Raw genomic sequence first — 24,245 nt, forward strand, 5'->3', positions numbered from 1 at the left:
ATCATAACTTCCTTTGCTAAATTTACACCCTACTTGATCAGGGTCATTTTTATATGGCACATACTTTAAATGCAGAGCAAAAAACAACCAATAACTAATAATGAAATAATACATTCCATTATCAATGAAAACTAAAAACATCACCTCTTTATCTTCCACTAAATAGCAATAGCCCCTATAAAAAAACCATAAAAGGATATTTATCCATGATAAAATTATGGTATAAACCAAAAGCAAACGTTTGCGTTAATGCAAAAAGACAGATTTGCAGTTAAAAAAGCGTTCAATATCAGCATTAATATTACTCTATCTGCCTATGAGGAAATAAGCTCTCATGAAAAGTGACATCGAAATTTGCCGAGAAACGCGACTCACTCCCATTGATCGCATCGCCTTCAATGCCGGCATTGAAGCACAAGATCTTACGCCTCAAGGCAGCTTAAAAGCGAAAGTAAAACCCGCTATTTTAAAACGGTTAAGCAACAAACCTGAAGGTAAGCTCATTTTAGTAACGGCTATTACTCCAACCCCACTCGGTGAGGGTAAAACAGTAACAACCATTGGTTTAGCACAAGGGTTAGCTAAAATTAAGCGCTCAGTATTTGCCTGTATTCGCCAACCATCAATGGGGCCAGTATTTGGTATCAAAGGCGGAGCGGCAGGAGGCGGTTATAGCCAAGTAGCACCAATGGAAAAGCTCAACCTACACTTAACGGGAGATATTCATGCCGTAACCGCAGCGCATAATCTTGCAGCAGCAGCATTAGATGCTCGTCTATACCATGAATCACGCTTAGGCTACGACGGTTTTACTGCACATACGGATTTACCCGCCCTACGGATTGATATTAATAATATTAGCTGGAAGCGAGTAATGGATCACAATGATCGTGCGCTACGTATGATTACAGTTGGTCAAAATGAGCCAGGAAAAACCATTAATGGCCTTGAACGCCACGATGGATTTGATATATCTGCCGCTTCTGAATTAATGGCAATTTTAGCCCTTGCCACAGATTTAGCCGATATGCGTCAACGTATCGGAAAAATCGTGGTTGCTTATAACCTTGACGGTGAGCCTGTTACAACAGAAGATCTACAAGTTGCAGGCGCAATGGCTGTCACTATGTGTGAAGCGATTGAACCGACGTTAATGCAAACCTTAGAAGGGGTGCCAACACTTATTCATGCCGGACCTTTTGCGAATATTGCTCACGGTAATTCTTCGATTATTGCCGATAAAATCGCATTAAAATTAAGTGAATTTACGGTGACTGAAGGCGGTTTTGGCTCTGATATGGGATTTGAAAAAGCCTGTAATATTAAAGCACAACAAGCACAGCGTGGTCCTGATTGCGCAGTCGTCGTTGCAACTTTGCGTGGCCTAAAAGCAAACTCAGGACTCTATGATTTACAGCCAGGGCAATCATTACCTGATAGTATTTTTGAACCGGATAGTACAGCTTTATTAGCTGGTTTTGAAAATTTACGTTGGCATATTAATAATGCCGCCAAATACGGTGTGCCCGTTGTAGTGGCGATTAATCGTTTTCCACAAGATACTGATCAAGAACTTGAACAATTAAAACAACTGATTTTAACCACAACCTTTAATGTACATGTTGATGTTGCACTCAGTGAAGCTTTTGCCAAAGGTGGAAACGGTGCAGTTGAACTCGCCCATGCGGTGGTTAACGCTTGTAAAACACCAGCAAACTTCACACCACTGTATCGCTTGAATCAAACCATTGAAGAGAAATTAATGGCAGTGGCTGAAATTGGGTATGGCGCGAAAAATCTTGAGCTATCACCTTTAGCCACACAACAGTTAGCTAAGTTAAAAGCGCAAGGGTTTAATGATTTAGCGATCTGTATGGCAAAAACACCTTTATCTATTACTACAGATCCTCATATTAAAGGTGCACCAACAGATTTTACGGTTCCAGTAAGAGAGCTAAAATTATGTGCAGGAGCTGGGTTTATCTATGCTTTATGCGGTAATGTCATGACCATGCCTGGTTTACCTGAAAAACCTGCATTTATGAATCTTGATCTTGATGCTGATGGCAATATTATTGGCCTAAGCTAAAGCCATACCATTAAATACTCAGGTATCGGTGATCATCATGGTTACCGATACCCAGCCTCACATTGGCCACCAATTCAATTGCAATCCTATTTAACGATTAAATAAACCTACAAAAATAGTGGTTTTTAATTAAAATCAATTAGATATGTTTTTTATCAACATATCAATTGGATAACATTCGTTAACAAAAAATAATCCTATTCGTGGTGTCAGATCATTTTATTTTACACTCAACCTGCTAATCTCACGCTCATAACAAATATTCCTTGTGCTCACTATCGCGATAAAATCACAACTGAGTGAGTGCAATCTATAAAAAATTTGAGGCTTACTACAATGGAAATGACTAACGCTCAACGTCTAATTCTATCGAATCAATATTACATCATGTCAAAACTTGCACCTGAAAATGCTGACAAATACCGTCGTTTACAAATGATCATTGAACGTGGTTACTGTTTACAGATGCGTGAGCTTAACAAAGACTTTGGTGAAGTTTCTGAAGATGAATGTAAACAAGTTCTTGAAATTATGGAAATGTACCATGCTCTACAAGAATCATTTAATTTAGAAGATTGCCGTTGTGATGGTGCTAAAGACATTGACCAGCGTCGACTACAATTTTTAGGCTTTGATGTAATTACTGAAGCTAAGTTAGTTAATTATGTTCGCTTTCTTACCAATGATGAAGGCCTATACCCACAGTTTCCTAAAAATGAACACCAGTTCAATAGTCATGTACCAATGCTAGACAAATACCTACGCATGCTGACTATTTGGCGCGCATGTCCACGCCATTACCACTTATCTTGCAGTGAAATCCAACAAATCATTACTGCATAAGTTTGATAAGCATTCACAATAAAACCGAGTTAATCAACTCGGTTTTTGTTTTTATTCTCATACAATGATAATAAAACACAAAACTGAAACGTGATCCATTGTTTAGGATAACACCACTCTCTCACACTAATAACAGCCGTTGTTTTGTTATAAAAACCATTAGTGATCATTTCTGTCGCTGACGTATAATTACGTCTACTTCTTCACGCTATTAATACGTAATCTAGCAAGGTTACATTTATTAGTAATATGTCATTTAAATTTGAATAGATAATAACAATGATTAGCTATGTAAAAAATAATACCATTGGTAATCGTCTGACCTCTGCCATTATATTAATGGCATTCTTAACGATCAGTGTCAGTGTTATTGCCGCATTAACATGGCAAAAATTAAGTCAACAAATAGGCACTATTGCTAATGATAATATGCCAACTTTACGATCAAGTTATCGTTTAGAGCGCAGTACGGCAGAATTACAAGCCGCATTAACAGCATTAGACATGAATACTAATCCGTTAAAGCATAAAGCGATTAAAAAAAATATTGTCTCTATTTTAACGGCGATTAGACAATCAATAGATAATATTTCAAGTTTATATTACTACCCCAAAATAAAATCGGGTCAGCAACTATTAGTTGCCAATATCGATAGCTATATCGCATTATTACAACAGCGAAATACCCAGCGATTAGCATTAAAACAAATAGAAAATACCATTAAATGGCTACATCAAGATTTAATTGATGAGTTACAACCACTGCGACTAGAAATCGAGTGGCAAATGATGCGATTACTGAATAGCCCTCAGAAATTACCGCAAGATCATGATACTAATATCAAAAATATCATGGCTGAGTTTTCTGTTATTCAAACCATTACCGTCAATGTCAATGAATTACATCAACTGATAGAAGACAGCATTCTTCACCGTCAACATAATGACATCAATACCGCTTTTGATGCTATTGCTCAAAAAATATTACAACTCAATAAAATCAGTAAGCAATTAAATAATTACCCTTCGACAATTACATACCGTCAATTACAGCAAGAATTTACACAATTAGTGACACCTAATGGCCACCTTCAAAAGCTCTTAATCTTAGACAATATAAATAGTGTAAAGATCACTCAATCTCAGCGTGATATTCGAAATCAATTAACACAACAAGAAAATATAATTCAAACACTTGTGGGTCACGCTGATAATGCACTCGCAAAATTAAATGGCAAAACAAGACATTCGATCTGGATCAGTAATTTAGTTTTATTTGGTGTGGTATTTATTACCATTATTCTTAGTGTTATTTTATCAATTTATTTAGTGGGTCGTGGCGTAGTAAAACGCTTAAACCTTCTAGGTCAAGATTTACAAGCTATTGCCAATGGTAATCTCAACGCCCATATTCAAACAACGGGCGTTGATGAAATAGGTATTTTAGGGGATAACCTGCGCTACTTCTGCCAGCAGATGCAAGAAATACAAAACTCTAATGCGCTTAATCTCATCAATAATACGCAAGCCAGCATTATTACTTGTGATCTCAATGGTGCAGTTGAATCTGTAAACCCTCAAGCATTAAAACAATTAAATTTTTGTAATGTCACCAAAAAACATCAGGTTTGGGATCTATTTAATATCTCAACCCTAACCAAGCTACAACATTTATTTACTACCAATGGGCCATTAATGACCAATGGCGCTTATAACATGACCGTCAAATTAATTACCAAAAATGGTCAAAGCTTATATTTACGACTAGATTTCCGCACTTTTACTCAAGGCAATGATGACAAAGTTATTATTACAATGACGGATATCACCGAACAAGAAAATACTGCTCGCTGGCTTGAAAATACGGTGGCAGAGAAAACGCAATCATTAACTATTCGAAACCAACAACTGCGCGATGAGATTGAAGATCGTAAACGCATTGAAGGTGATTTAATTGAAACGCAAGATGAATTAATCCAAGCGGCAAAAATGGCCGTCGTCGGTCAAACGATGACATCACTTGCACATGAACTCAATCAACCATTGTCAGCAATTTCAACTCGAATATTTAGTGCAAAACTTGCACTTGATCATAAAAAATACGAAAATCTACCCACAAATCTGACAAAAATAGACGATCTTGTTACTCGAATGAGTAAACTGATCGTAAACTTTAGAAACTTTGCTAAAAAGCAATCAGCAACCAAGCCATTAAGCAAAGTGGATGTTCAAGATTCAATTAAACAAGCATTAATCTTGGTAGAAAGTCGCGCTAAAGTACAAAAAACAACAATGGTGAATACCATTGATCACCCTCTTTACGCACTTGCAGATCAAGTCCAGTTTGAACAAATTTTAGTTAATTTATTAGTTAATAGCTGTGATGCGGTTGCCCATTGTGAGCAACGAGAAATAACAATTATTCTACTAAATAGCCCATCTAATAAAATTCGGTTGGCTGTTTATGATAGTGGCGATGGTTTTGATGCCACGATCATTGACAAATTATTCATTCCCTTTACCACCACCAAAGATGTTGGGTTAGGCCTTGGGTTAAGTATTTGTGGTTCAATTATGACGCGACTAAAAGGTGAAATCTTCCTTGCTTCTAGTTTAACAGGTGGAGCAATGGTCGTACTGGAGTTAAATAAATATGATAAGTGATGATATTGAAGTATTGATTGTGGATGACGATCATGATGTTGTCGAAGCCTATCAAGAACTACTTGAAATAGCTGGATTTAAAGCGCAAACAGTGACAGATTCCACCTTGGTTTTAGGAATGTTAAAGCGTAATTGGCCCGGTGTTATCGTGTCGGATATGTATATGCCCGGCTTAGATGGCATGGAATTATTAGCCAAAATTCAACAGTATGATCATGAATTACCTGTAATTATTATTACAGGTCATGGTGATATTCCAATGGCTGTTGGTGCCTTGAAAAAAGGGGCGGTTGATTTCTTACAAAAACCATTACAGCCTAAAGAGTTAATTACGCTACTTGAAAAGTATTTACCTCAACGTCGCCAAATTATTGAACAACGTAACACCTTGCACACGACAACCGCAGAAGTATTATTGGGAGAAAGCCCACTCATCATTAAAATTCGCGAGCAGTTAAAAACTATCGCATTAACGACTAAAGATGTGTTAATTGAAGGTGAAAGTGGTACAGGTCGCCATACGGTTGCAAAATTACTTCATCAAAATAGCCAATTAAGTAATGGCCCTTTTGTTGAAGTCAATGCCGCAAATATTACTCGTACGCCGGATTTACAACGTAGCATGATTTCAGCTCGTAGTGGGTGCTTATGTTTATCTAACCCCCACCACATGCCCATTGAAACTCAACAGTGGTTGTGTCGTTTTTTACTTGAGCAAGAACGCCAAGGTAAAAAAGAAGTCCGCGTTATCGCTTTATTTGATGGTGATCCGACGGAATCTGTTGAAACTGAACAATTTTTACCTGAATTATTCTACTTTTTAAGTCAGGTACGATTTAACTTACCAACCTTGCGTCAACGTAGTAGTGATATCACATTGATATTTAAACACTATATTAAGCAAAGTTGTAAGAAATTGAACAAAGCAATCCCCGCCATTGATAAAGCTTATCTGGCGATTTTAAATCGTTATGAATGGCCGGGAAATGTATTAGAACTTAAAAATGTGGCTGAATTATACGCCATAGGGATCGTCAAACTTGCAGGGCAAGAACGCTCAAAACCGTTAGATCAAATGAGTAGTCCACTTGATGATCTGGTTGATGGTTATGAAAAGCAAGTCATTGAAGATGCGTTATACCTCTTTTCAGGCCGTATCAATGAAGTGTCATCATACTTACAAATACCCCGTAAAAAATTGTATTTGAGAATGAAAAAACACGGTTTAGATAAAGCTGAATATAAAGTACGCTCAAACCAACCGCTATAAATCACAACCTATTCCCCAGAATTTGAACTATTCTGGGGAATTTTTTTATTATAATTCTAATGCCCACCGTATAAACTTCTTACGCTGTTCTTTATTTGCCTGTTGATATAGTTGTTGTAAGAGTTGATCCGTTTGTTGAGCCGTTAAATGCGTAGTATCAATCGATGTAACCGCAGTGCTTTTCGAATGTGACATCTGTTTATTTGTCACCATCGCTACGGGCACAACCGCTTCTCCCACCGACTCATTTAATAATTTATTGTAATCAGTAAATAATGGCGATCCCGTCATTGGAATAACTTTTTGCTCCAGCGCTAATTGAGAGCCATCGTCATTATATAACTTAAAATAAGGTTGCTTTGCGAAACGGTTAATTTCTTGCGGCGTATCTAATCGTGGTATTTTCACGGTTACTGTCGCTTGATCATCAAGCTTAAAACGCAATAAAACAGGTGACGAATTCACATATCCCATCGTCTGCCCTGTCGAGTGAGGATTCTCTGGACTATCAAATCGCACTAATAATTGCTGTTGCCCTGCGGGTAACGTCACCTGATGCTGAGTATTTTTTAAATAAACGGCTTTGGTTGCTAAAATTTCAACATTACTTGGTGTTTGTAAGTTTGTCTCTGCCCATGATGGTGCACTCATTGACGTAAATATAACGCCAGCAATAATTGCAGATGTTTTAATGTTCATTTATATCCCTCAACATAACTAAGCCAGCATTTTCTCTGCTGGCTTAATTGATACTTCTTTATTTACGCAATAAGATTAGAACTCGTAACGTAAACCGACGTTGAAGTAATCTTCTTCAGGATTATTCCAGCCATTCCAATCGGTACCGACGATAGAGCCATCGCCTTTTTTACCATCACGGAACACATAACTACTGAAGATTGATGAACGACTGGTTAACTTATACTGCGCTTCAAAGGTGGTATCTTTATATTCCGTTTCATCGCCGCCTTTGTTTTCAAGTGAACGGTAACCTGCACGCAATACCCAATCGGCAGTTAAATCATAAACAGCTGTTAATTCATATACTTTATCTGTGCTGTCACCACGACCATTATTAAAGGCTAATTGACCTTCAGAATACATCGCACCTAGCATCAAGTTATTGTAGTAATAACGCGTACCAGCACCCCAGAAAGTATAGTCTTTAGCATCACTACTAATGGTGTTATCTGACTTATCATATTGATACGCAATTACAGGTGCTAATTTACCTGCATCACCAAAATCAAAGGTGTAACGTGCGGCAGCGTTGTAACCTGTTTTTAAATTAGAAGTGCTGTTACCAAAAATATAGGCGGTAGAAACATCAAGATTACCAAACGTGTTTTGATATTGAAGAGTGCCATCTTGACGGAAAACTTGTGTTGCAGTGGAATCAACAGCGGAAACTTGTCGAGCAATCGTAACATCAGAGGCTGAGAATACATCCGCAATATCCGTAAGCATAATTAGACCAGAGGCAACCCGTCCTCCTGTTACCTTACCGTATTGTGATGCATCAATTCCGGCCCAAACATAACGTGCGGTCAGATCTTTACTATCCGGATTAAGGTTATTCGCATATTCAGCAGCATTAACTTGGTATTCAGCCCAACCGATAACAGAGACCGTATCGTTAACAGTTTGAGATCCACCCAAACCAAAACGGCCATCAAAATTACCATCAACACCAGATTGATCAGGATTATTATCACGATCGGTTAAGTTAAATCCTAAACGGCCATAAACATCAACATGAGAACCATCATCTGCTTCATAAACAGTGGCAGCCTGCGTGACACCAGCAACCAATAATGCGGGTAATACTACTGCTAATCTTGTTTTTTTCATTTTATAACGTCCTATTATTATTTCGTATGTCCGCCTTAACTGAAGTAATGCAAACAATACGACTACATTGCTGTAATAAAAAAATCAATATCGCTAATTAAAACCATGTCTGTGGTACAAAAATAATCTCTAAAGAAAACAATCTAACGCTGTTTTTCTCGATTATTTATTCACTTTTATGACTACAATAAGCAATAATCCTGAACAATTACTGAACAGTATTTTCTTATTTCACGATAAAAATTATTAATCAACAACTGTGAAATAGATCGTTTTTTAAACAACTTTTTTTGTGACGTGTCTGCTGGTCAAATAGATGATTTAAAGGTATATGAGGGAAATATGAATAATAAATAATGCTTATTCTATATAAAATAAATATAAAGCACGTGGGAGTAGTTCAAGCTATAAATTCCGATTACACTATGCAGCTGTTTTTCAGCTTTGGTCTATTACATGTCTTATCAATGCCCTTTATGTCACTTGCCCCTTAATGTCGATGCTAACAACACATCATCAACATCTTACCGTTGTAGCAATAATCATCAGTTTGATCAGGCAAAAGAAGGCTATGTAAATTTAATGCCTGTACATCATAAAAGTTCGAAAAACCCTGGTGACAATAAAGAAATGATGCAAGCACGACGCTTATTTCTTAACACTGAACATTATCAGCCACTACGCGATGCTGTTATGGCACAGTTACGTCAGTACTTACCGCAACAAGCTACAGAACTGCTTGATATTGGCTGTGGTGAAGGTTATTACACCTCTGAATTTGTTCAATTACGCCAACAATTTCCGACTATCAACATTCATGGATTAGATATTTCTAAAGTTGCGGTTAAATATGCCGCCAAGCGTTACCATGATTGTGATTTCTGTGTGGCTTCTAGTCACCGCTTACCATTTGCCGATCACTTTTTTGATGGTGTCGTTCGTATTTATGCCCCATGTAAAGGCGAAGAGTTACATCGCGCGATTAAATCTGGTGGAATTCTTGTTGCAGTAACCCCTGCACCACGCCATCTATATCAACTAAAAGAATTAATTTATGACGGCGTTAACTTGCATGATGTGCCAGTAGAGAATATTGAAGGATTTGAGTTAGTCGTAGATCAACAATTGCATTACGACATGACATTAAGTGGTGAAGAAGCAACAGCACTAATGCAAATGACGCCTTTTGCATGGAAAACATCAGAACAAGTATGGCAACAACTGGCACAAGCCCAAAATTTCGAATGTGAAGCTGATTTTGCTATTCGTGTTTATCGTCGCCAATAGTTACAAATAGTGAGATTGATTATCATTTGATATTGATAATCAATCTCAAGTTGTCTATTATTTGCCGTTTATCCTCTCGGTATAACGACAATGAAGTCATTAATTTGTTTAGGTGTTGCAAGCTTATTAATTGGTTGCGCCTCTCCCCCGTCAGCCAATAACACTCTCGCCTCCACCAGCACCGCAACCACCATGTATGATTACACTATTGCAAGTCCTCAAGGTGAGCCTCTTTCCGTCGTTCAATTAGCACAAGCGCTACGTGACGCTGATATTATTTTAGTTGGTGAATGGCATAGCCACCCCGCAGCCCATCTTTTACAAGCTCAATTATTGGCAGCACTGTACCAACAAAATCCTAAAATCACCTTATCAATGGAACAATTTACACGTGACAACCAACTGATCCTTAATGATTATTTAGCTGGTAACATCGGTGAAAAAACATTAGTCAAAGAGGCCAATGCATGGCCTAACTATGACAGCGATTACCGCCCATTAGTTGAGTTTGCAAAACAAAATAACGTAGATGTTATTGCAGCAAATGCACCAAAATCAATTGTTCGTTGTGTTGGACGTCAAGGGCCGGAATATCTTAATAAGCTTCCCCCTAATGAACGATTATGGGCCGCGCGTTCATTAACACTAGCCACAGATGCTTATCAACAAACCTTTATTGCTTCGATGCACCATGGCGATGAAGCACAAACTAAACGTCAATTTGCGGCCCAAACGACATGGGATGACACCATGGCAGAAAGTATGGTTGATTATTTAAAACAACACCCACAACAACAAATCATTCATGTTGCTGGACGGTTTCATACTGCAGAAGGATTAGGTACTGCATCACGAATTCAAGCGCGAAACCCAAAGCTTAAAATAATGATGGTGACCCCAATTTCAAATCAAGTCACATTGCATGCGAACGCACCTGATTTCACTGTAAAAATGCAGCCTTTACCACAACGGTATGTACAAAAAGATAAAATGATGGCGGCAATGACTGCCATGGGGAAAAGAAATTCTGATTTAAAATGCTATTAATATAAGTCAATAAACACAATAGCAAACGCTAGATAAAGAAGAACCCCATCGGCGGCCAAGCAGTTGGGGTTCTAAGAGAGATAACAGCTATATCTCAAGTTACTGAGCAATTATACCTTAGTAACCTGTTTATTGCCTGAATAATCATTCATTATCGAATAATATTCGCGCTATAATACGGTTATAGCATGACATTATAGTTACTGCATAATGTCATTTAAGTGTTCCTATACGAATAAGACCACAGTGAACAAGATTAGTTGCAAAAAAGAACGCGTTTACTGAATATTTTTTTATCGCACGAATTTCAGCCTTACCCCATCGCTACCCACGCCAATTTACAGTAAAATAAAACCAGAGCTCTTTTCTTTGAGCCAAATTAATTAGGAAAACAATGAAAAAAACATTTGCTTTAACTCATCCCAAGAAAGCGTCTGCGCGTGTTGTAGAAGCAATTAAACACGATGTAAAAAAATACATTCGTCGTGAGCGTAATAAAACATTACCTGCTGGTACTGATTTTTGGGATTTTGATTGCAAGTTTGGTCATACCGAGCAAGAAGCAAAAGTTATTCACGTAAAAGAAATCAACAAGTACATTGATGAAGCTGAAAAGCTAGAACTTCCATCATTATACTTAGAGATTCTGGCAAAGCCTGCAACACGTGCACCACGTCCAGATTTTGATTTCGACGAAGAATAATTGCTCATTAGCCATTATGTAATGTGCTATAGATCCAAACAAAAAAAGAGTCGCTAATGCGACTCTTTTTTATTACAACAAAACAAATGCTCTTGCTTAGAACCAACGATCTAATGCATGTCGATCTAATTGCTTGAATGCTCGATTTAATACATCTGCTAATTCTTGGTAGCGTGGCTGCGATTTTTTAGGCTGCATTGCATGCCCTTCACTAACAATCTTCTGATAAATTTCACTATACCACTTCGCGAGTGATGGCGGCAAAGTCGTTTGACTGCGTTTCCCCAACCACCATAAGCCTTGTAATGGCATTGAAATAGCTAATAACGCAATCGCTATGGCTTGTGGCATTGCATCATAATTATGAAACGCCATTTGAGTAAGAATACTAATTGCAGCGACCGCAGGCATCACTTTTGTCGCAAATTGGGTGGCTTTAATATACCGATGCTCAGGAAAAACAGCCGCCAGCTCTTTGCGCATTGGCCATGTCGTCATGTAATGCTGACCATTCTGAAAGTGTTTCCACATTGTATGTTGAGCCATAATGCACCACTCATCAAAAAAAATTATAACATTTAAAAAAAATACACAACAAACTTGATTCAAATTAAAATATTCTAAAAATCTTTTTGTTATATTGCGTAACAATCGGTTATTCTAGACCAGCCTAGATGTAATTGTTGCTGTTAATGACCTTAACTGCAAGCTAGGCTCTGTCAAGGATGACCCAGAATTAGAGGTAACTCAATTCTATTTCTCAGGAAAGAGCGTGATTTTTCCCTCTAGTAAGACGTGTCATAAATATTCGTCTATTCTAGGGGTACTTTTTTATTCAAAAATGAATATCAACTTTCAGACAGATTATAGGTAGTCACTCTCATGTCTAAGCTGGTTTTAGTTCTAAACTGCGGTAGTTCATCTCTTAAGTTCGCAATCATTGATCCAGTATCAGGTGAAGAACATCTTTCAGGTCTAGCAGAATGTCTAGGCCTTCCTGAAGCTCGTATCAAGTGGAAACTTGATGGTAAGCACGAAGCACAACTAGGTGACGGCGCTGCTCACGAAGAAGCTCTAGCATTCATGGTTGATACTATTCTTGCTTCTAAGCCAGAACTTAAAGAATCTCTAGGCGCTATCGGTCACCGTATCGTACACGGTGGCGAGCAGTTCTCTGCATCAGCACTGATCGACGATGTTGTTCTTCAAGGTATCGTAGATGCGTCTGATTTCGCACCTCTACACAACCCTGCACACGTTGTTGGTATCGAAGCTGCTAAGCATAACTTCGCTGGCCTGAAGAACGTTGCTGTATTTGACACTGCTTTCCACCAGACTATGCCTGAAGAAGCATTCCTATACGCTATCCCTTACAACCTATACAAAGAAAACGGTATCCGTCGTTACGGCGCACACGGTACTTCTCACCGTTTCATCGCTCGTGAAACAGCGATCCTTCTTGACAAGCCTCTTGATGAACTAAACATCATCAACTGTCACCTAGGTAACGGCGCATCTGTATGTGCAATCAAAGGCGGTAAATCTGTAGATATTTCTATGGGTCTAACGCCTCTTGAAGGTCTAGTAATGGGTACTCGTTGTGGTGACCTTGACCCAGCAGTTATGTTCCACCTACACGATCGTCTAGGTATGAGCGTTGCTGAAATCAATACTATGTTCACTAAAGAGTCTGGCCTACTAGGTCTTACTGGTGTGACTTCTGACTGTCGTTTCGTTGAAGAAAACTACGGCGTTAAAGAAGAAGCAACTCGCGCAATGAACGTATTCTGTCACCGTCTTGCTAAGTACGTAGCTAGCTACGCAGCAACAATGGACGGTCGTCTAGACGCAATCGTATTCACAGGCGGCATCGGTGAGAACTCTGCACCAATCCGTGAAGAAGTACTTAAGCGTCTAGCTATCTTCGGTATCGAAGTAGACAGCGAAGCTAACCTTAAAGCTCGTTTCGGCGGCGAAGGTGTTATCACTACTGCAAACAGCCGCATTCCTGCAATGGTTGTTTCTACTAACGAAGAATTAGTAATCGCAGAAGATACAGCGCTTCTAGCTGAAATCTAATCTTACGATTATTAAAACGGCTGACTTTTTGTCAGCCGTTTTTTCATGGCATTTTGTCATATTTTACTGTGGTGCTGCTCTATGATTATTCTACTTAAATACTAAGTCGAATTGTTATTGAACAGTGCTGTATCGATTCAATAGTCAGAGGAATCTATAGTGTCTCGTACTATTATGCTTATCCCAGTTGGCGCTGGTGTTGGTCTAACAAGCGTTAGTCTTGGTGTGCTTCGTGCAATGGAACGCAAAGGCGTTCGTGTTTCATTCTTCAAGCCTATCGCGCAACCACGTCAAGGTGGCGACCAGCCTGATCTAACAACAACGATCATCCGTGCTAACAGCGATATGCAAATCGCTGAGTCATTCTCAATGGCAAGCGCAGAAGAACTTATTCGTAACGATCAAACTGACGTTCTTCTAGAAGACATCGTTGCTCGCTTTAAAGCAGCAACAGCAGATGCTGACGTAACGCTAATCGAAGGTCTAGTTGCTACTCGTAAGCACCCTTTTGCAAACCAAATTAACTTTGAAATTGCAAAAACACTAGATGCAGAAATCGTATTCGTTGTCTCTCCTGGCACTGATAACCCAGCGCAACTTAAAGAGCGTATCGAAGTAGCATGTTCTAACTTCGGCGGCATCAAGAACAAGCAAATCTCTGGTGTTATCGTTAATAAACTTAACGCACCAGTTGATGCTGAAGGCCGTACTCGCCCAGATCTTTCTGAGATTTTTGACGATGTTGAAGGCACTGTTCCTTCAAACGTTGAAATCATGCAAGTGTTCAACTCTAGCCCTATCCGTGTACTTGGTTGCGCACCTTGGAGCGCAGAGCTAATCGCTACTCGTGCAACAGATATTGCTCAGCACCTAAATGCTGACATCATCAATGCAGGCGATCTAGAAACACGTCGTATTAAGAGCATCACTTTCTGTGCACGTTCTATCCCTAATATGGTTGAGCACTTCCGTCCAGGTTCACTACTTGTGACGTCTGCTGACCGTCCTGACGTTATCGTTGCTGCATGTCTTGCTGCAATGAACGGCGTTGAGCTAGGTGCACTTCTACTAACAGGTGGTTACGACCTACCTAAACCTGTTATGGATCTATGTGAGCGCGCATTCGCAACAGGTCTTCCTGTTATGACGGCACAAGGTAACACTTGGCAGACATCGCTTAACCTACAGAGCTTCACTTTAGAAGTTCCTGCAGACGATAAAGAGCGTGTTGAGTTTGTTAACGAGTACATGGCAAGCCACATCGACGGTAACTGGATTGAATCTCTAACTGAAGGTTCAAACCGTGAGCGTCGTCTAAGCCCACCAGCATTCCGTTACCAGTTAACTGAACTTGCTCGTAAAGCAGCTAAGCGTATCGTTCTTCCTGAAGGTGATGAGCCACGTACAGTTAAAGCTGCGGCTATCTGTGCTGAGCGCGGTATCGCTGAATGTGTGCTTCTAGGTAACCCTGAAGAAATTCGTCGCGTTGCTGAGCAACAAGGCGTGGTTCTTGGTGCTGGCGTAACTATCATCAACTCTGATGAAGTACGTGAAAACTACGTTGCTCGTTTAGTTGAGCTACGTGGCGCGAAAGGTATGACTGACGTTGTAGCGCGTGAGAAACTACAAGATTCAGTATTCCTAGGCACAATGATGCTTGAGAATGGCGAAGTTGACGGTCTAGTGTCTGGTGCAGTTCACACAACTGCAAACACTATCGTTCCTCCATTCCAAATCATCAAGACTGCACCTGATGCGTCTATCGTATCATCTGTATTCTTCATGCTACTACCTGACCAAGTATTGGTTTACGGTGACTGTGCGATCAACCCAGATCCAACAGCAGAGCAACTTGCTGAAATCGCTATCCAATCTGCAGATTCTGCAAAAGCATTTGGTATCGACCCTCGCGTTGCTATGATCTCATACTCTACTGGTACTTCTGGTAAAGGCGCAGACGTAGATAAAGTACGTGAAGCAACTAAACTTGCTCAAGAGAAGCGTCCTGATCTAGTGATCGACGGTCCTCTACAGTACGATGCTGCAATCATGGAAAACGTAGCGGCTTCTAAAGCGCCTAACTCTCCAGTAGCAGGTAAAGCAACTGTATTTGTATTCCCAGACCTAAACACTGGTAACACAACTTACAAAGCGGTACAGCGTTCTGCAGATCTAGTCTCTATCGGTCCAATGCTTCAGGGCATGCGTAAGCCAGTTAACGACCTTTCTCGTGGCGCACTAGTAGACGATATCGTTTACACAGTTGCACTAACTGCGATTCAGGCAGAACAAGCTAACGCTAAGTAAGTTCTTTTTTCTTACTTAAAAAACTGTTCTAACGCCCCTGCACAATAATTTTGTGCAGGGGCGTTTTTTATTGCTGGCAACAGCGGATTTAAGCCTTTATGCTAATTGTCTACTTAGGTTAAGGATGACCCAATAGCATGGATGTGCTCAATACCTTAGGGCTTTTTATCGGCTCTTTAGTTTCAAATACCCTCGCTTCACTTTCTGGTGGTGGCGCTGGTTTAATTCAATTCCCATTACTTCTTTTTCTTGGTTTACCGTTTGGTATTGCCCTTGCTACCCATAAAGTTGCCAGTGTTGCTTTAGGTATTGGTGCTACCGTTAATCATCTCCGTAATGGCAACTTACCGTGGAAACTAACCCTCTACGTGATTAGCGTTGGCGCTATTGGCGTCATTATTGGGGCAAATCTCATTCTCGCCATCCCCGTTAAATTTGCCGAAGCCGCTTTAGGTGCATTGATCATTAGCCTAGGTATTTATTCTGTTACTACTAAAGATCTTGGCCAAACATCCACACCACAACGTCGGCATAGTTTAGGATTTATTATTGGCGCTATTATTTTATTTATTATCGGCATGATTAACGGCTCACTGACCGCGGGGAGTGGTTTATTTGTCACTATGTTCTTAGTGCGATGGTTTGGATTTGACTATAAACAAGCTGTCGCCATCACTTTAGTCAGCGTTGGATTATTTTGGAATGCCATCGGTGCCATTGCTATCTACCAAGCGGGGGCAACCATTTACTGGCCGTGGCTACCAGTATTATTGATTGGATCGTTACTCGGTGGCTATCTTGGTGCTCACCTTGCCCATCAACGTAGTAATCAGTTAATTAAACGTTGCTTTGAAAGCTTAACCTTTGTGATTGGTTTTAAATTATTACTCGACCTTTAATAATAACCATCGCCTCAAACAGGAATTAACATGAATAAAGCCACCATCGATATTTATTATTGTCGTCAGTGTAATTGGATGCTGCGAGCAACATGGATGACACAAGAATTACTGCATACCTTCAGTGAAGAAATCACCTCCATTAGCCTTCATCCTGATACCGGTGGACGTTTTGAAATTTTTTGTAATAAACAGCTTATTTGGGAACGTAAAGTCGATGGCGGCTTTCCTGATGCAAAACAACTTAAACAACGGATTCGTGATGAGATAGATCCCGAACGTGATTTAGGTCATATCGATAGATAATCTTGCTTTCAACAAAAAAGCGCATGCTCGATAGCTCAAGCATGCGCTTTTTATTAATGGCTAAGATGCTAATTAAGCACTGTTCGTGCCAACACCTCACCCTCAAAACTAATCACAGATAGCTGATTACCGTCTAATAAACCGTAGCTTGCAGGTAAACCGTTACGAGGAATAGCAACGGAGCCAGGATTAAAGGCGTAGTAATCCGATTTTAATTCAGCAACAGGAATATGCGTGTGGCCAGATACAATCACATCACCATTCATCAACGGTGGATGCTTATCGGCATTATAAATATGACCATGAGTTAAAAATAACCGTCGACCATCAGCTAACATCACCAAGTTATAATCTGCCATCATTGGAAAATCTAACAGCATTTGATCAACGTCGCTGTCGCAATTACCTCTTACCGCGGTAATTCGATCTGCATACTGATTTAATAATTCAGCCACTTTGATCGGATCGTACCCTTCAGGTAACGCATTGCGAGGCCCATGATTAAGAATATCACCTAATAAAATAAGATACTTAGCCCCACTTTGTTCAAAAGCAGCAATGGCTTTTTGAGCAGCAACGAAACTACCGTGAATATCTGATGCAAAAAATAATTTCATGATTAAGCTCGACCAAAAAATCGTAAATATATTGATTCAGTCTACGTGAGCCGCAATAAAAATACTATTATCACAATCAAGCCATAATGTGATCAGCCAGTATCACTTATACTGTGAAAGTAATTGGCAATAATAATATTCATTGCAGCACAAACTTGCTTACAGCATCAGTTAATTTAATATAGTACATCGATAACCGCGAGGAATAACACTATGAAAATCTTAGTGACGGGCGCGACAGGGCTCATCGGTAAAGCACTGCTTCCCCATTTAAATCATGATGAAATTACGGTTATTAGCCGTGATCCCGCTCGCGCTTATCAACAATTAGGTCATCATATTAACGCGCTTGATTTACTTGAGTCATTACCTAGCCTTGATCAATTCGATGCTGTTATTAATCTTGCGGGTGAACCAATCATTGGCAAGCGTTGGAGTGCTCAACAAAAACATGTTATTGAAGACAGCCGCTGGAATATCACCCAACAACTGGTTGATAAAATAAAAGCCAGTGATAACCCTCCTCATACATTTATTAGTGGCTCGGCTGTTGGTATCTACGGTAATCAACACGATCAAATCATTGATGAAACATTTAATATTACACCTAATAATACTGATTTTTCCCAGCAAGTTTGCTCTCAGTGGGAACAAATAGCCCTTGAAGCACAATCTGATAAAACGCGTGTATGCTTATTAAGAACGGGGATCGTACTTGCTAAACAAGGCGGTGCATTGGCGAAAATGTTATTGCCTTATCAATTTGGCGTTGGTGGCCCTATTGGCAGTGGTCAGCAATATTTCCCATGGATCCAACTACAAGATATGGTGCGAGGAATTTTATTTTTACTTAATAATAATGATGCTCAAGGTCCGTATAATATGACCGCCCCCAACCCGGTCACTAATCGTGTTTTCAGTGCCACTCTTGCCGCCACCTTACATCGTCCACATTTATTGTTTACCCCTGCTTGGGTACTAAAATGTGCCCTTGGAGAGTCTTCACAACTGCTATTAGACGGTCAACGCGCATTACCGAACAAATTACTGGCTGCAGGGTTTAACTTTACCTTCCCTGATATTGAGCAAGCGTTAAAGCAGACGTTGGGGGATTAATTAAGTGTATTTGCACAATAAAAGCAGACTAGAATAACAGCCCTGTAGAGTAATAACCCTGTAATAAATTCATCAGATATTAGGCCTAAAGATCTTGCTATAATTATCCCCACCCAATAACATGTATAATAAATACAACATTGGAGTTTGTTATGTTAGATCTCACCAATCTTACTGTTATTAAATCTCTTATATTTTTAACTATTGAATCTATCGCTTTAATTTTAATGGTTTCACTACCTATTTTATTAACATCAGCACTGATCATTAAAAATATTCGATCTTTTTTTAATCCAAACAAATAATGATCTGGCTATAGTTAAAATATAGATAACGTTGGCTTAATCATCGTAACGGTAACAACAATTTATTAATCTGCGACCATGACACCAAATACACCAATGCTATCGCTAGCAGTGGCAACCCTAACCACATTAGCGGATGTAAACTAAACGGTAGTTCAAACCCTTTAACCACCAGCAAACCGACCACAAACTCTGCGCCTATCGCAGCAATCATACCGGCTAACACAGCAATAATGCCGTACTCAAACCACAGAGTAGCGGCAATACGCTTTCGGCTGGCACCTAAAGTTCGGTATAACTGAATTTCGGTTTGGCGCTCTGAAATACTCAACCGCAACAACGTCATGATCAACAGTAAGCCGCTGACAACACCTAGCCCAGCTAACACAGTCAACGACCAACTCACTTGCGCCAACAAGCCTTGAATACGGGTTGCCATCATCCGTAAATCAAGCACACTCACAGTAGGATATTGACTAGCTAACGTATTTAATAATCCATTTTGTTGCTTACCAACCCGAAAACTGACTAATCCCGTTGCAGGAAATGACTGCAACACATCCGGCGTAAAAATAAAGTAAAAATTGGGCTTCATATTGCGCCATTCAACATGTCGAATGCTGTTAACGGTGGCGTTAAATTCCAACCCGCCAACGGTAAATACCAACTTATCACCTAAGCGAATATTCAATCGTTTGGCAATTCCAGATTCAACTGAAACACCGTCCGCTTTACCCCATTGCCCTTTGGTAACCACATTATGGCTTGGTAGTGTTTTCGCCCACGTAAAATTAAGTTCACGCTTTAAAGCAGGATCAACACTTTCATCATCTGCCTTTCGATTTAGCTCATTACTTATCTCAGTATTATTTTCAGCTTGATCAGTCGCCGTTTCATTTGATGTAGCGTAAAAACGTTGATCATTAATTGCGACTAACCGACCTCGCGTTACTGGATAGCCTTGCGAACGGGTTAGATTAGCTTTATCTAAATCGGCTAAATAGCTTTGCTGTTGCTCAGGGGCGATATTGAGTGCAAACACATTCGGCGCATTCGCAGGTAGGGTATTTTGCCAATCCGCGAGTAATTCATTACGTAATAATCCAATCACCGCCAATAACATTAATGAGCAAGTTAACGCCACCAGTTGAGTCGCAGTTTTGGTTTTACTGCGATTCACACGGCTTAACGCTAAACTATAAGTTGCACCTAATTTCACTCGTTGTAATAACGCGATAGCAGTCACACCAATACCCGCTAAAACCAACAACAACCCCACGATACCTAACAGGGTTAACCACACTAAAAAATTAGTGCCAATCCACACGATAGCCGCTAACACAGGAGGCAATAACAGTAACCATGCCAAACGACTAGAAGTGGGGGCTATTGTCGATACTTGTACTGAATTGATCGCGGAGGTTTGAACTAACCGTGACAGCGGGATCCCTAACGCAGGTAGTGCAATTAACAATGCCAACAATAAACTGATCGCAAAAGGCGCAATTCCCATCGCAGGTAGCTGATCGGGTAATAAGTTTTGCAGGGGATAACGCAGCAACCACTCAAGTCCTAATCCGAGCATTAAACCAACAATGATCGCAACCACAAACACGAGGCCGATCTGAGTTAATAGCCAGCGCCATAAAAAACCTTGGGTCGCACCAAGACTTTTCATCATCGCCACCGCCGTCTTACGCGTTGCCGCATAGTGTTGGCAAGTTAGCACTAATGTGGCAGCAGCCATTAATACCACCAGCACCAATGTGAGCGATAAATATTGCCGCGCACGTTCAATAAAATCACCACTGCGTCCAGCATCATTTTCAGTTAGCCACCGTTGGCTTGGAGTTAAGATTAATAGCTGACGAATATCATCTAATACTTGATTGGAACCAGAGAAATAATAACGATAGCTGATGCGACTGCCGGGCTGCACACCACCGACAGCTTCAATATCTTGTTGATGAATAAACACCGTCGGCATTTGGCTAAACGGATTAAACGATAATTCAGGATCTTGGGTAATACGGCCACTAACGGTTAACTCAGCATCACCCAGCATGAGTACATCACCAATTTTCACGTTTAACAGCGAGAATAAACGCTCAGTTAGCCATAATTGCTGCGGTTTTACATGGTGTTCTAATAACGCGGTATCTGCACTTTGTAAGTTAAGTTCACCCCGTAATGGAAAGCCTGAGTCGACAGCTTTAACACTCACCAACTGCATGCCGTTATCACTAAATGCCATAGTACCAAAACGGATTTGCTGAGCGACTTTTACCGCATCGGTTGATAATGCTTTAAGCTGCGAAAGATCAATCGGCTGTGAAGAAACAAGCACACTATCAGCCGTTAATGCAGATCGTCCTTGATCAACAATGATCGCTTCTACTCGGCTCACTAATGCTGATAACGCAAACACACACGCGATAATTAAACTCAACGCTAAAGTGACTAACCATAATTGACCTTGGCGAATTTCACGCCATGCCCAACGCACAATAAATGTTCGATTATTAGCAGCAACAGCAGTATTAAACATCGCGATCGTCCTTATTTAATGGCTCATTATCAGTCCTTTTTTGCACTTGATTTAATATGCCATTATCTAATCGCAGTACTCGATCGCACCGTGCGGCTAAGGCATCATCATGAGTCACTAATATCAGGGTAGTACCGTTGTCTCGATTAAGCTCAAACAATAACTCAATCACCATTGCAGCCGTTTGTTGATCTAAATTTCCTGTTGGCTCATCGGCAAACAAAATTTTAGGGTTGATCATAAACGCGCGTGCTAATGCTACCCGTTGTTGCTCGCCACCTGATAATTGGCTCGGTATATGAGTCTCTCGTCCTTGTAAACCAACAACAGCTAATAGTTGTTTAGCACGTTCAATATCGATCGCTTTATTTTGAATCAAACATGGCAGAGTAACGTTTTCTAACGCATTTAAGGTCGGCAATAATAAGAAGTTTTGAAACACAAACCCAATCGATTCACTGCGCAACTGTGCCCGTTGTTCATCATCTAAGCGCGTTAGATTATGACCTAATAGTTCAATCTCACCGGCAGTTGGCACATCTAACCCTGCCAGCAACGTCATTAGGGTCGATTTTCCTGCGCCTGATACACCCACTAACGCAATTGACTCACCTTGCTCGACCTCAAGCGAAACATCCTGCAAAATGGTCATTGGCGACAAGGCTGTCGTAACCTGTTTAGAAACAGCGTGTGCTTTTATTACGGAGATTGACATGATACGAATCCTTTCATTATTAATGCTGTTATTTTCATCGACAGCATTTAGTCAAACGCTATTAGTCTTGGGTGATAGCTTAAGTGCGGGTTATCAAATGCCTACCAATAAAAGCTGGCCTGTACTACTACCTGAAATATTAGCCCAACAATCCCAACCAACGACAATTATCAATGCCAGTATCTCAGGCGATACCAGTGGTAATGGGTTAGCACGACTGCCGCAACTGCTTAAGCAATACCAACCTGACATAGTATTAATCGAATTAGGTGCAAACGATGGTTTACGCGGTTTTGCTCCTAAAATACTACGCAATAATCTCAATCAGATGATCACTTTAATTAAAGAAATGGGATCACAGCCGTTATTAATGCAAATCGAAATTCCACCTAATTATGGTAAGCGTTATAACATGTTGTTTCGTAATACTTACCCAGAGTTAAGCCAATCATTGAACGTACCACTGTTGCCTTTTTTCCTTATTGATATCATTGTTAAACCTCAACTGATGATGAAAGATGGTCTTCATCCAACAGCGGAAGCACAACCGCTTATCGCCCAATTTATGGCAAAGCAACTTCAACCGTATCTCAATCAGGAAAGTTCACAATGACGACTTCTATCTTAATTACTGGCTGTAGTTCTGGTATTGGCTACTACTGCGCCGCCGAGCTCAATAAATTAGGCTATAACGTCATCGCCAGTTGTCGCCAACAACGCGATGTAGAACGATTAAATAGCCAAGGTATTCCTTGTATTCAACTGGATCTTCGTTGTTCTGAATCGATTGATCGCGGATTAAAACAAGCATTAGTTTTAGCAAATGGTCAACTAGATGTGTTATTTAACAATGCGGCTTATGGCCAACCAGGAGCATTAGAAGATTTATCTACAGAGGCATTGCGCGCTCAGTTTGAAACTAACTTCTTTGGCTGGCATCAACTAACTCGTGCAGTAATCCCGTTGATGCTACAACAAGGCCACGGCAAAATTATTCAAAACAGTTCAGTATTAGGTTTAGTTGCGATGAAATACCGCGGCGCCTATAACGCCAGTAAATTTGCCATTGAAGGTTATACTGATACGCTTCGATTAGAATTAGCGAACACCCCCATAAAAATTGCCTTAATAGAACCGGGACCTATTGAAAGTCATTTTCGTCAAAATGCTAAATCTCAATTTGAACAACACATTGATATTAATCATTCTCGTCATCATGATGCTTATCAACAAACATTACATAGATTAGGCACGACAACCCCAAATAATAAGTTCACTTTAAGCCCCGATGCCGTCTTTAAGCAAGTGTTGGCTATAATTAACAGTAAGCGCCCAAAAGCACGTTACTATGTTACTCAACCAACATATATTTTTGGCTTTCTTCGTCGTATATTACCGACAAAATGGTTAGATAAACTGCTAATAAAGAGTAATTAATTAAATATAAGCCATAATAACAAGGTTTATTATGGCTGATTTTAATTTATTGAATTCAGATAAAATGGTGACAAAAACAACAATCAAAAAATAAACAAAGAAAAATACATCACATTTCCGTGCTTAAAGTTAAACAAATAACCTTTATACCAACATTCTTCT

The 24,245-nt window shown here is 39.9% G+C and carries 19 protein-coding genes and 1 pseudogene; 14 read left to right on the forward strand and 6 right to left on the reverse strand.

Annotated elements, in window-relative coordinates:
* The first annotated feature begins 334 nt into the window (after positions 1-334).
* The 4 genes from CZ809_RS13095 (at position 335) to CZ809_RS13110 (ending at position 6,866) form a co-directional block, all read left to right on the forward strand.
* On the forward strand, positions 335-2,089 hold the full coding sequence (locus CZ809_RS13095) for a formate--tetrahydrofolate ligase (RefSeq protein WP_080158069.1): 1,755 nt from the start codon (positions 335-337) through the stop codon (positions 2,087-2,089).
* A gap of 336 nt (positions 2,090-2,425) precedes the next feature.
* Complete coding sequence (locus tag CZ809_RS13100; protein ID WP_080158070.1) at positions 2,426-2,932, forward strand: YfbU family protein; 507 nt, start codon at positions 2,426-2,428, stop codon at positions 2,930-2,932.
* 279 nt (positions 2,933-3,211) lie between these two features.
* Positions 3,212-5,596 carry a sensor histidine kinase gene (locus CZ809_RS13105; RefSeq protein ID WP_080158071.1) on the forward strand — a complete coding sequence of 795 codons (2,385 nt, stop codon included), beginning with the start codon at positions 3,212-3,214 and terminating at the stop codon, positions 5,594-5,596.
* Positions 5,586-6,866, forward strand: a complete 1,281-nt coding sequence (locus CZ809_RS13110) for a sigma-54-dependent transcriptional regulator (RefSeq protein ID WP_080158072.1) — start codon at positions 5,586-5,588, stop codon at positions 6,864-6,866. Before CZ809_RS13105 ends, CZ809_RS13110 begins: the two co-directional genes overlap by 11 nt.
* Before the next feature lie 48 nt (positions 6,867-6,914).
* On the opposite strand, the gene CZ809_RS13115 is transcribed toward CZ809_RS13110, so the two are convergent.
* Together CZ809_RS13115 and CZ809_RS13120 are read right to left on the reverse strand one after the other, a co-directional pair.
* Positions 6,915-7,565: a DUF2057 family protein gene (locus tag CZ809_RS13115; protein ID WP_080158073.1), complete on the reverse strand. Its 651-nt coding sequence runs from the start codon at positions 7,563-7,565 to the stop codon at positions 6,915-6,917.
* 75 nt (positions 7,566-7,640) lie between these two features.
* Entirely contained in the window at positions 7,641-8,717 is a 1,077-nt protein-coding gene (locus CZ809_RS13120; protein WP_080158074.1) for a porin, read from the reverse strand.
* Between the two features lie 456 nt (positions 8,718-9,173).
* Between CZ809_RS13120 and rlmA the strand changes: the two genes are divergently transcribed.
* The 3 genes from rlmA (at position 9,174) to CZ809_RS13135 (ending at position 11,754) form a co-directional block, all read left to right on the forward strand.
* Positions 9,174-10,004, forward strand: a complete 831-nt coding sequence (gene rlmA, locus CZ809_RS13125) for a 23S rRNA (guanine(745)-N(1))-methyltransferase (RefSeq protein ID WP_080158075.1) — start codon at positions 9,174-9,176, stop codon at positions 10,002-10,004.
* A gap of 90 nt (positions 10,005-10,094) precedes the next feature.
* A complete protein-coding gene (locus CZ809_RS13130; RefSeq protein WP_080158076.1) occupies positions 10,095-11,051 on the forward strand; it encodes a ChaN family lipoprotein in 957 nt (318 codons plus the stop codon).
* 394 nt (positions 11,052-11,445) lie between these two features.
* Positions 11,446-11,754 (forward strand): DUF6172 family protein, encoded by a 309-nt coding sequence (locus tag CZ809_RS13135; protein WP_080158077.1) that lies wholly within the window; start codon positions 11,446-11,448, stop codon positions 11,752-11,754.
* 96 nt (positions 11,755-11,850) lie between these two features.
* On the opposite strand, the gene yfbV is transcribed toward CZ809_RS13135, so the two are convergent.
* Positions 11,851-12,300, reverse strand: a complete 450-nt coding sequence (gene yfbV / locus CZ809_RS13140) for a terminus macrodomain insulation protein YfbV (protein ID WP_045038210.1) — start codon at positions 12,298-12,300, stop codon at positions 11,851-11,853.
* A 336-nt stretch (positions 12,301-12,636) separates the two neighbouring features.
* Here yfbV and CZ809_RS13145 point away from each other — a divergent pair, with 336 nt between their 5' ends.
* From CZ809_RS13145 to CZ809_RS13160, 4 genes are all read left to right on the forward strand, one after another.
* Positions 12,637-13,833, forward strand: a complete 1,197-nt coding sequence (locus CZ809_RS13145; protein WP_080158078.1) for an acetate kinase — start codon at positions 12,637-12,639, stop codon at positions 13,831-13,833.
* A gap of 159 nt (positions 13,834-13,992) precedes the next feature.
* Positions 13,993-16,140, forward strand: a complete 2,148-nt coding sequence (gene pta, locus CZ809_RS13150; protein WP_199190809.1) for a phosphate acetyltransferase — start codon at positions 13,993-13,995, stop codon at positions 16,138-16,140.
* Between the two features lie 137 nt (positions 16,141-16,277).
* A complete protein-coding gene (locus CZ809_RS13155) occupies positions 16,278-17,039 on the forward strand; it encodes a sulfite exporter TauE/SafE family protein (RefSeq protein ID WP_080158079.1) in 762 nt (253 codons plus the stop codon).
* Positions 17,040-17,069: 30 nt separating this feature from the next.
* The gene (locus CZ809_RS13160; protein WP_080158080.1) at positions 17,070-17,345 is read left to right on the forward strand and encodes an Rdx family protein; all 276 of its coding nucleotides are present in this window, start codon (positions 17,070-17,072) and stop codon (positions 17,343-17,345) included.
* Positions 17,346-17,413: 68 nt separating this feature from the next.
* Here the strand turns inward: CZ809_RS13160 and yfcE are convergent, their stop codons facing one another.
* Positions 17,414-17,962 (reverse strand): phosphodiesterase, encoded by a 549-nt coding sequence (yfcE, locus tag CZ809_RS13165; RefSeq protein WP_080158081.1) that lies wholly within the window; start codon positions 17,960-17,962, stop codon positions 17,414-17,416.
* Positions 17,963-18,175: 213 nt separating this feature from the next.
* Here yfcE and CZ809_RS13170 point away from each other — a divergent pair, with 213 nt between their 5' ends.
* The gene (locus tag CZ809_RS13170) at positions 18,176-19,078 is read left to right on the forward strand and encodes a TIGR01777 family oxidoreductase (protein ID WP_080158082.1); all 903 of its coding nucleotides are present in this window, start codon (positions 18,176-18,178) and stop codon (positions 19,076-19,078) included.
* A 345-nt stretch (positions 19,079-19,423) separates the two neighbouring features.
* On the opposite strand, the gene CZ809_RS13175 is transcribed toward CZ809_RS13170, so the two are convergent.
* Both CZ809_RS13175 and CZ809_RS13180 read right to left on the reverse strand, forming a co-directional pair.
* Positions 19,424-21,931, reverse strand: coding sequence for an ABC transporter permease (locus CZ809_RS13175; protein ID WP_080158083.1), 2,508 nt, complete (start codon positions 21,929-21,931; stop codon positions 19,424-19,426).
* Positions 21,924-22,544 (reverse strand): annotated as a pseudogene (locus tag CZ809_RS13180) (ABC transporter ATP-binding protein); the annotation flags it as partial. The pseudogene CZ809_RS13180 and the gene CZ809_RS13175, both read right to left, overlap by 8 nt.
* A gap of 100 nt (positions 22,545-22,644) precedes the next feature.
* Between CZ809_RS13180 and CZ809_RS13185 the strand changes: the two are divergent.
* Positions 22,645-23,259 carry an arylesterase gene (locus CZ809_RS13185; RefSeq protein ID WP_080158085.1) on the forward strand — a complete coding sequence of 205 codons (615 nt, stop codon included), beginning with the start codon at positions 22,645-22,647 and terminating at the stop codon, positions 23,257-23,259.
* Positions 23,256-24,083 (forward strand): SDR family oxidoreductase, encoded by an 828-nt coding sequence (locus CZ809_RS13190; RefSeq protein ID WP_080158086.1) that lies wholly within the window; start codon positions 23,256-23,258, stop codon positions 24,081-24,083. The genes CZ809_RS13185 and CZ809_RS13190 overlap by 4 nt, the downstream gene beginning before the upstream one ends.
* Positions 24,084-24,245 lie beyond the last annotated feature (162 nt).

Origin of the sequence: Photobacterium piscicola, from assembly GCF_900166965.1 — a bacterium.
In the GTDB taxonomy this organism is placed as follows: Bacteria; Pseudomonadota; Gammaproteobacteria; order Enterobacterales; family Vibrionaceae; genus Photobacterium; species Photobacterium piscicola.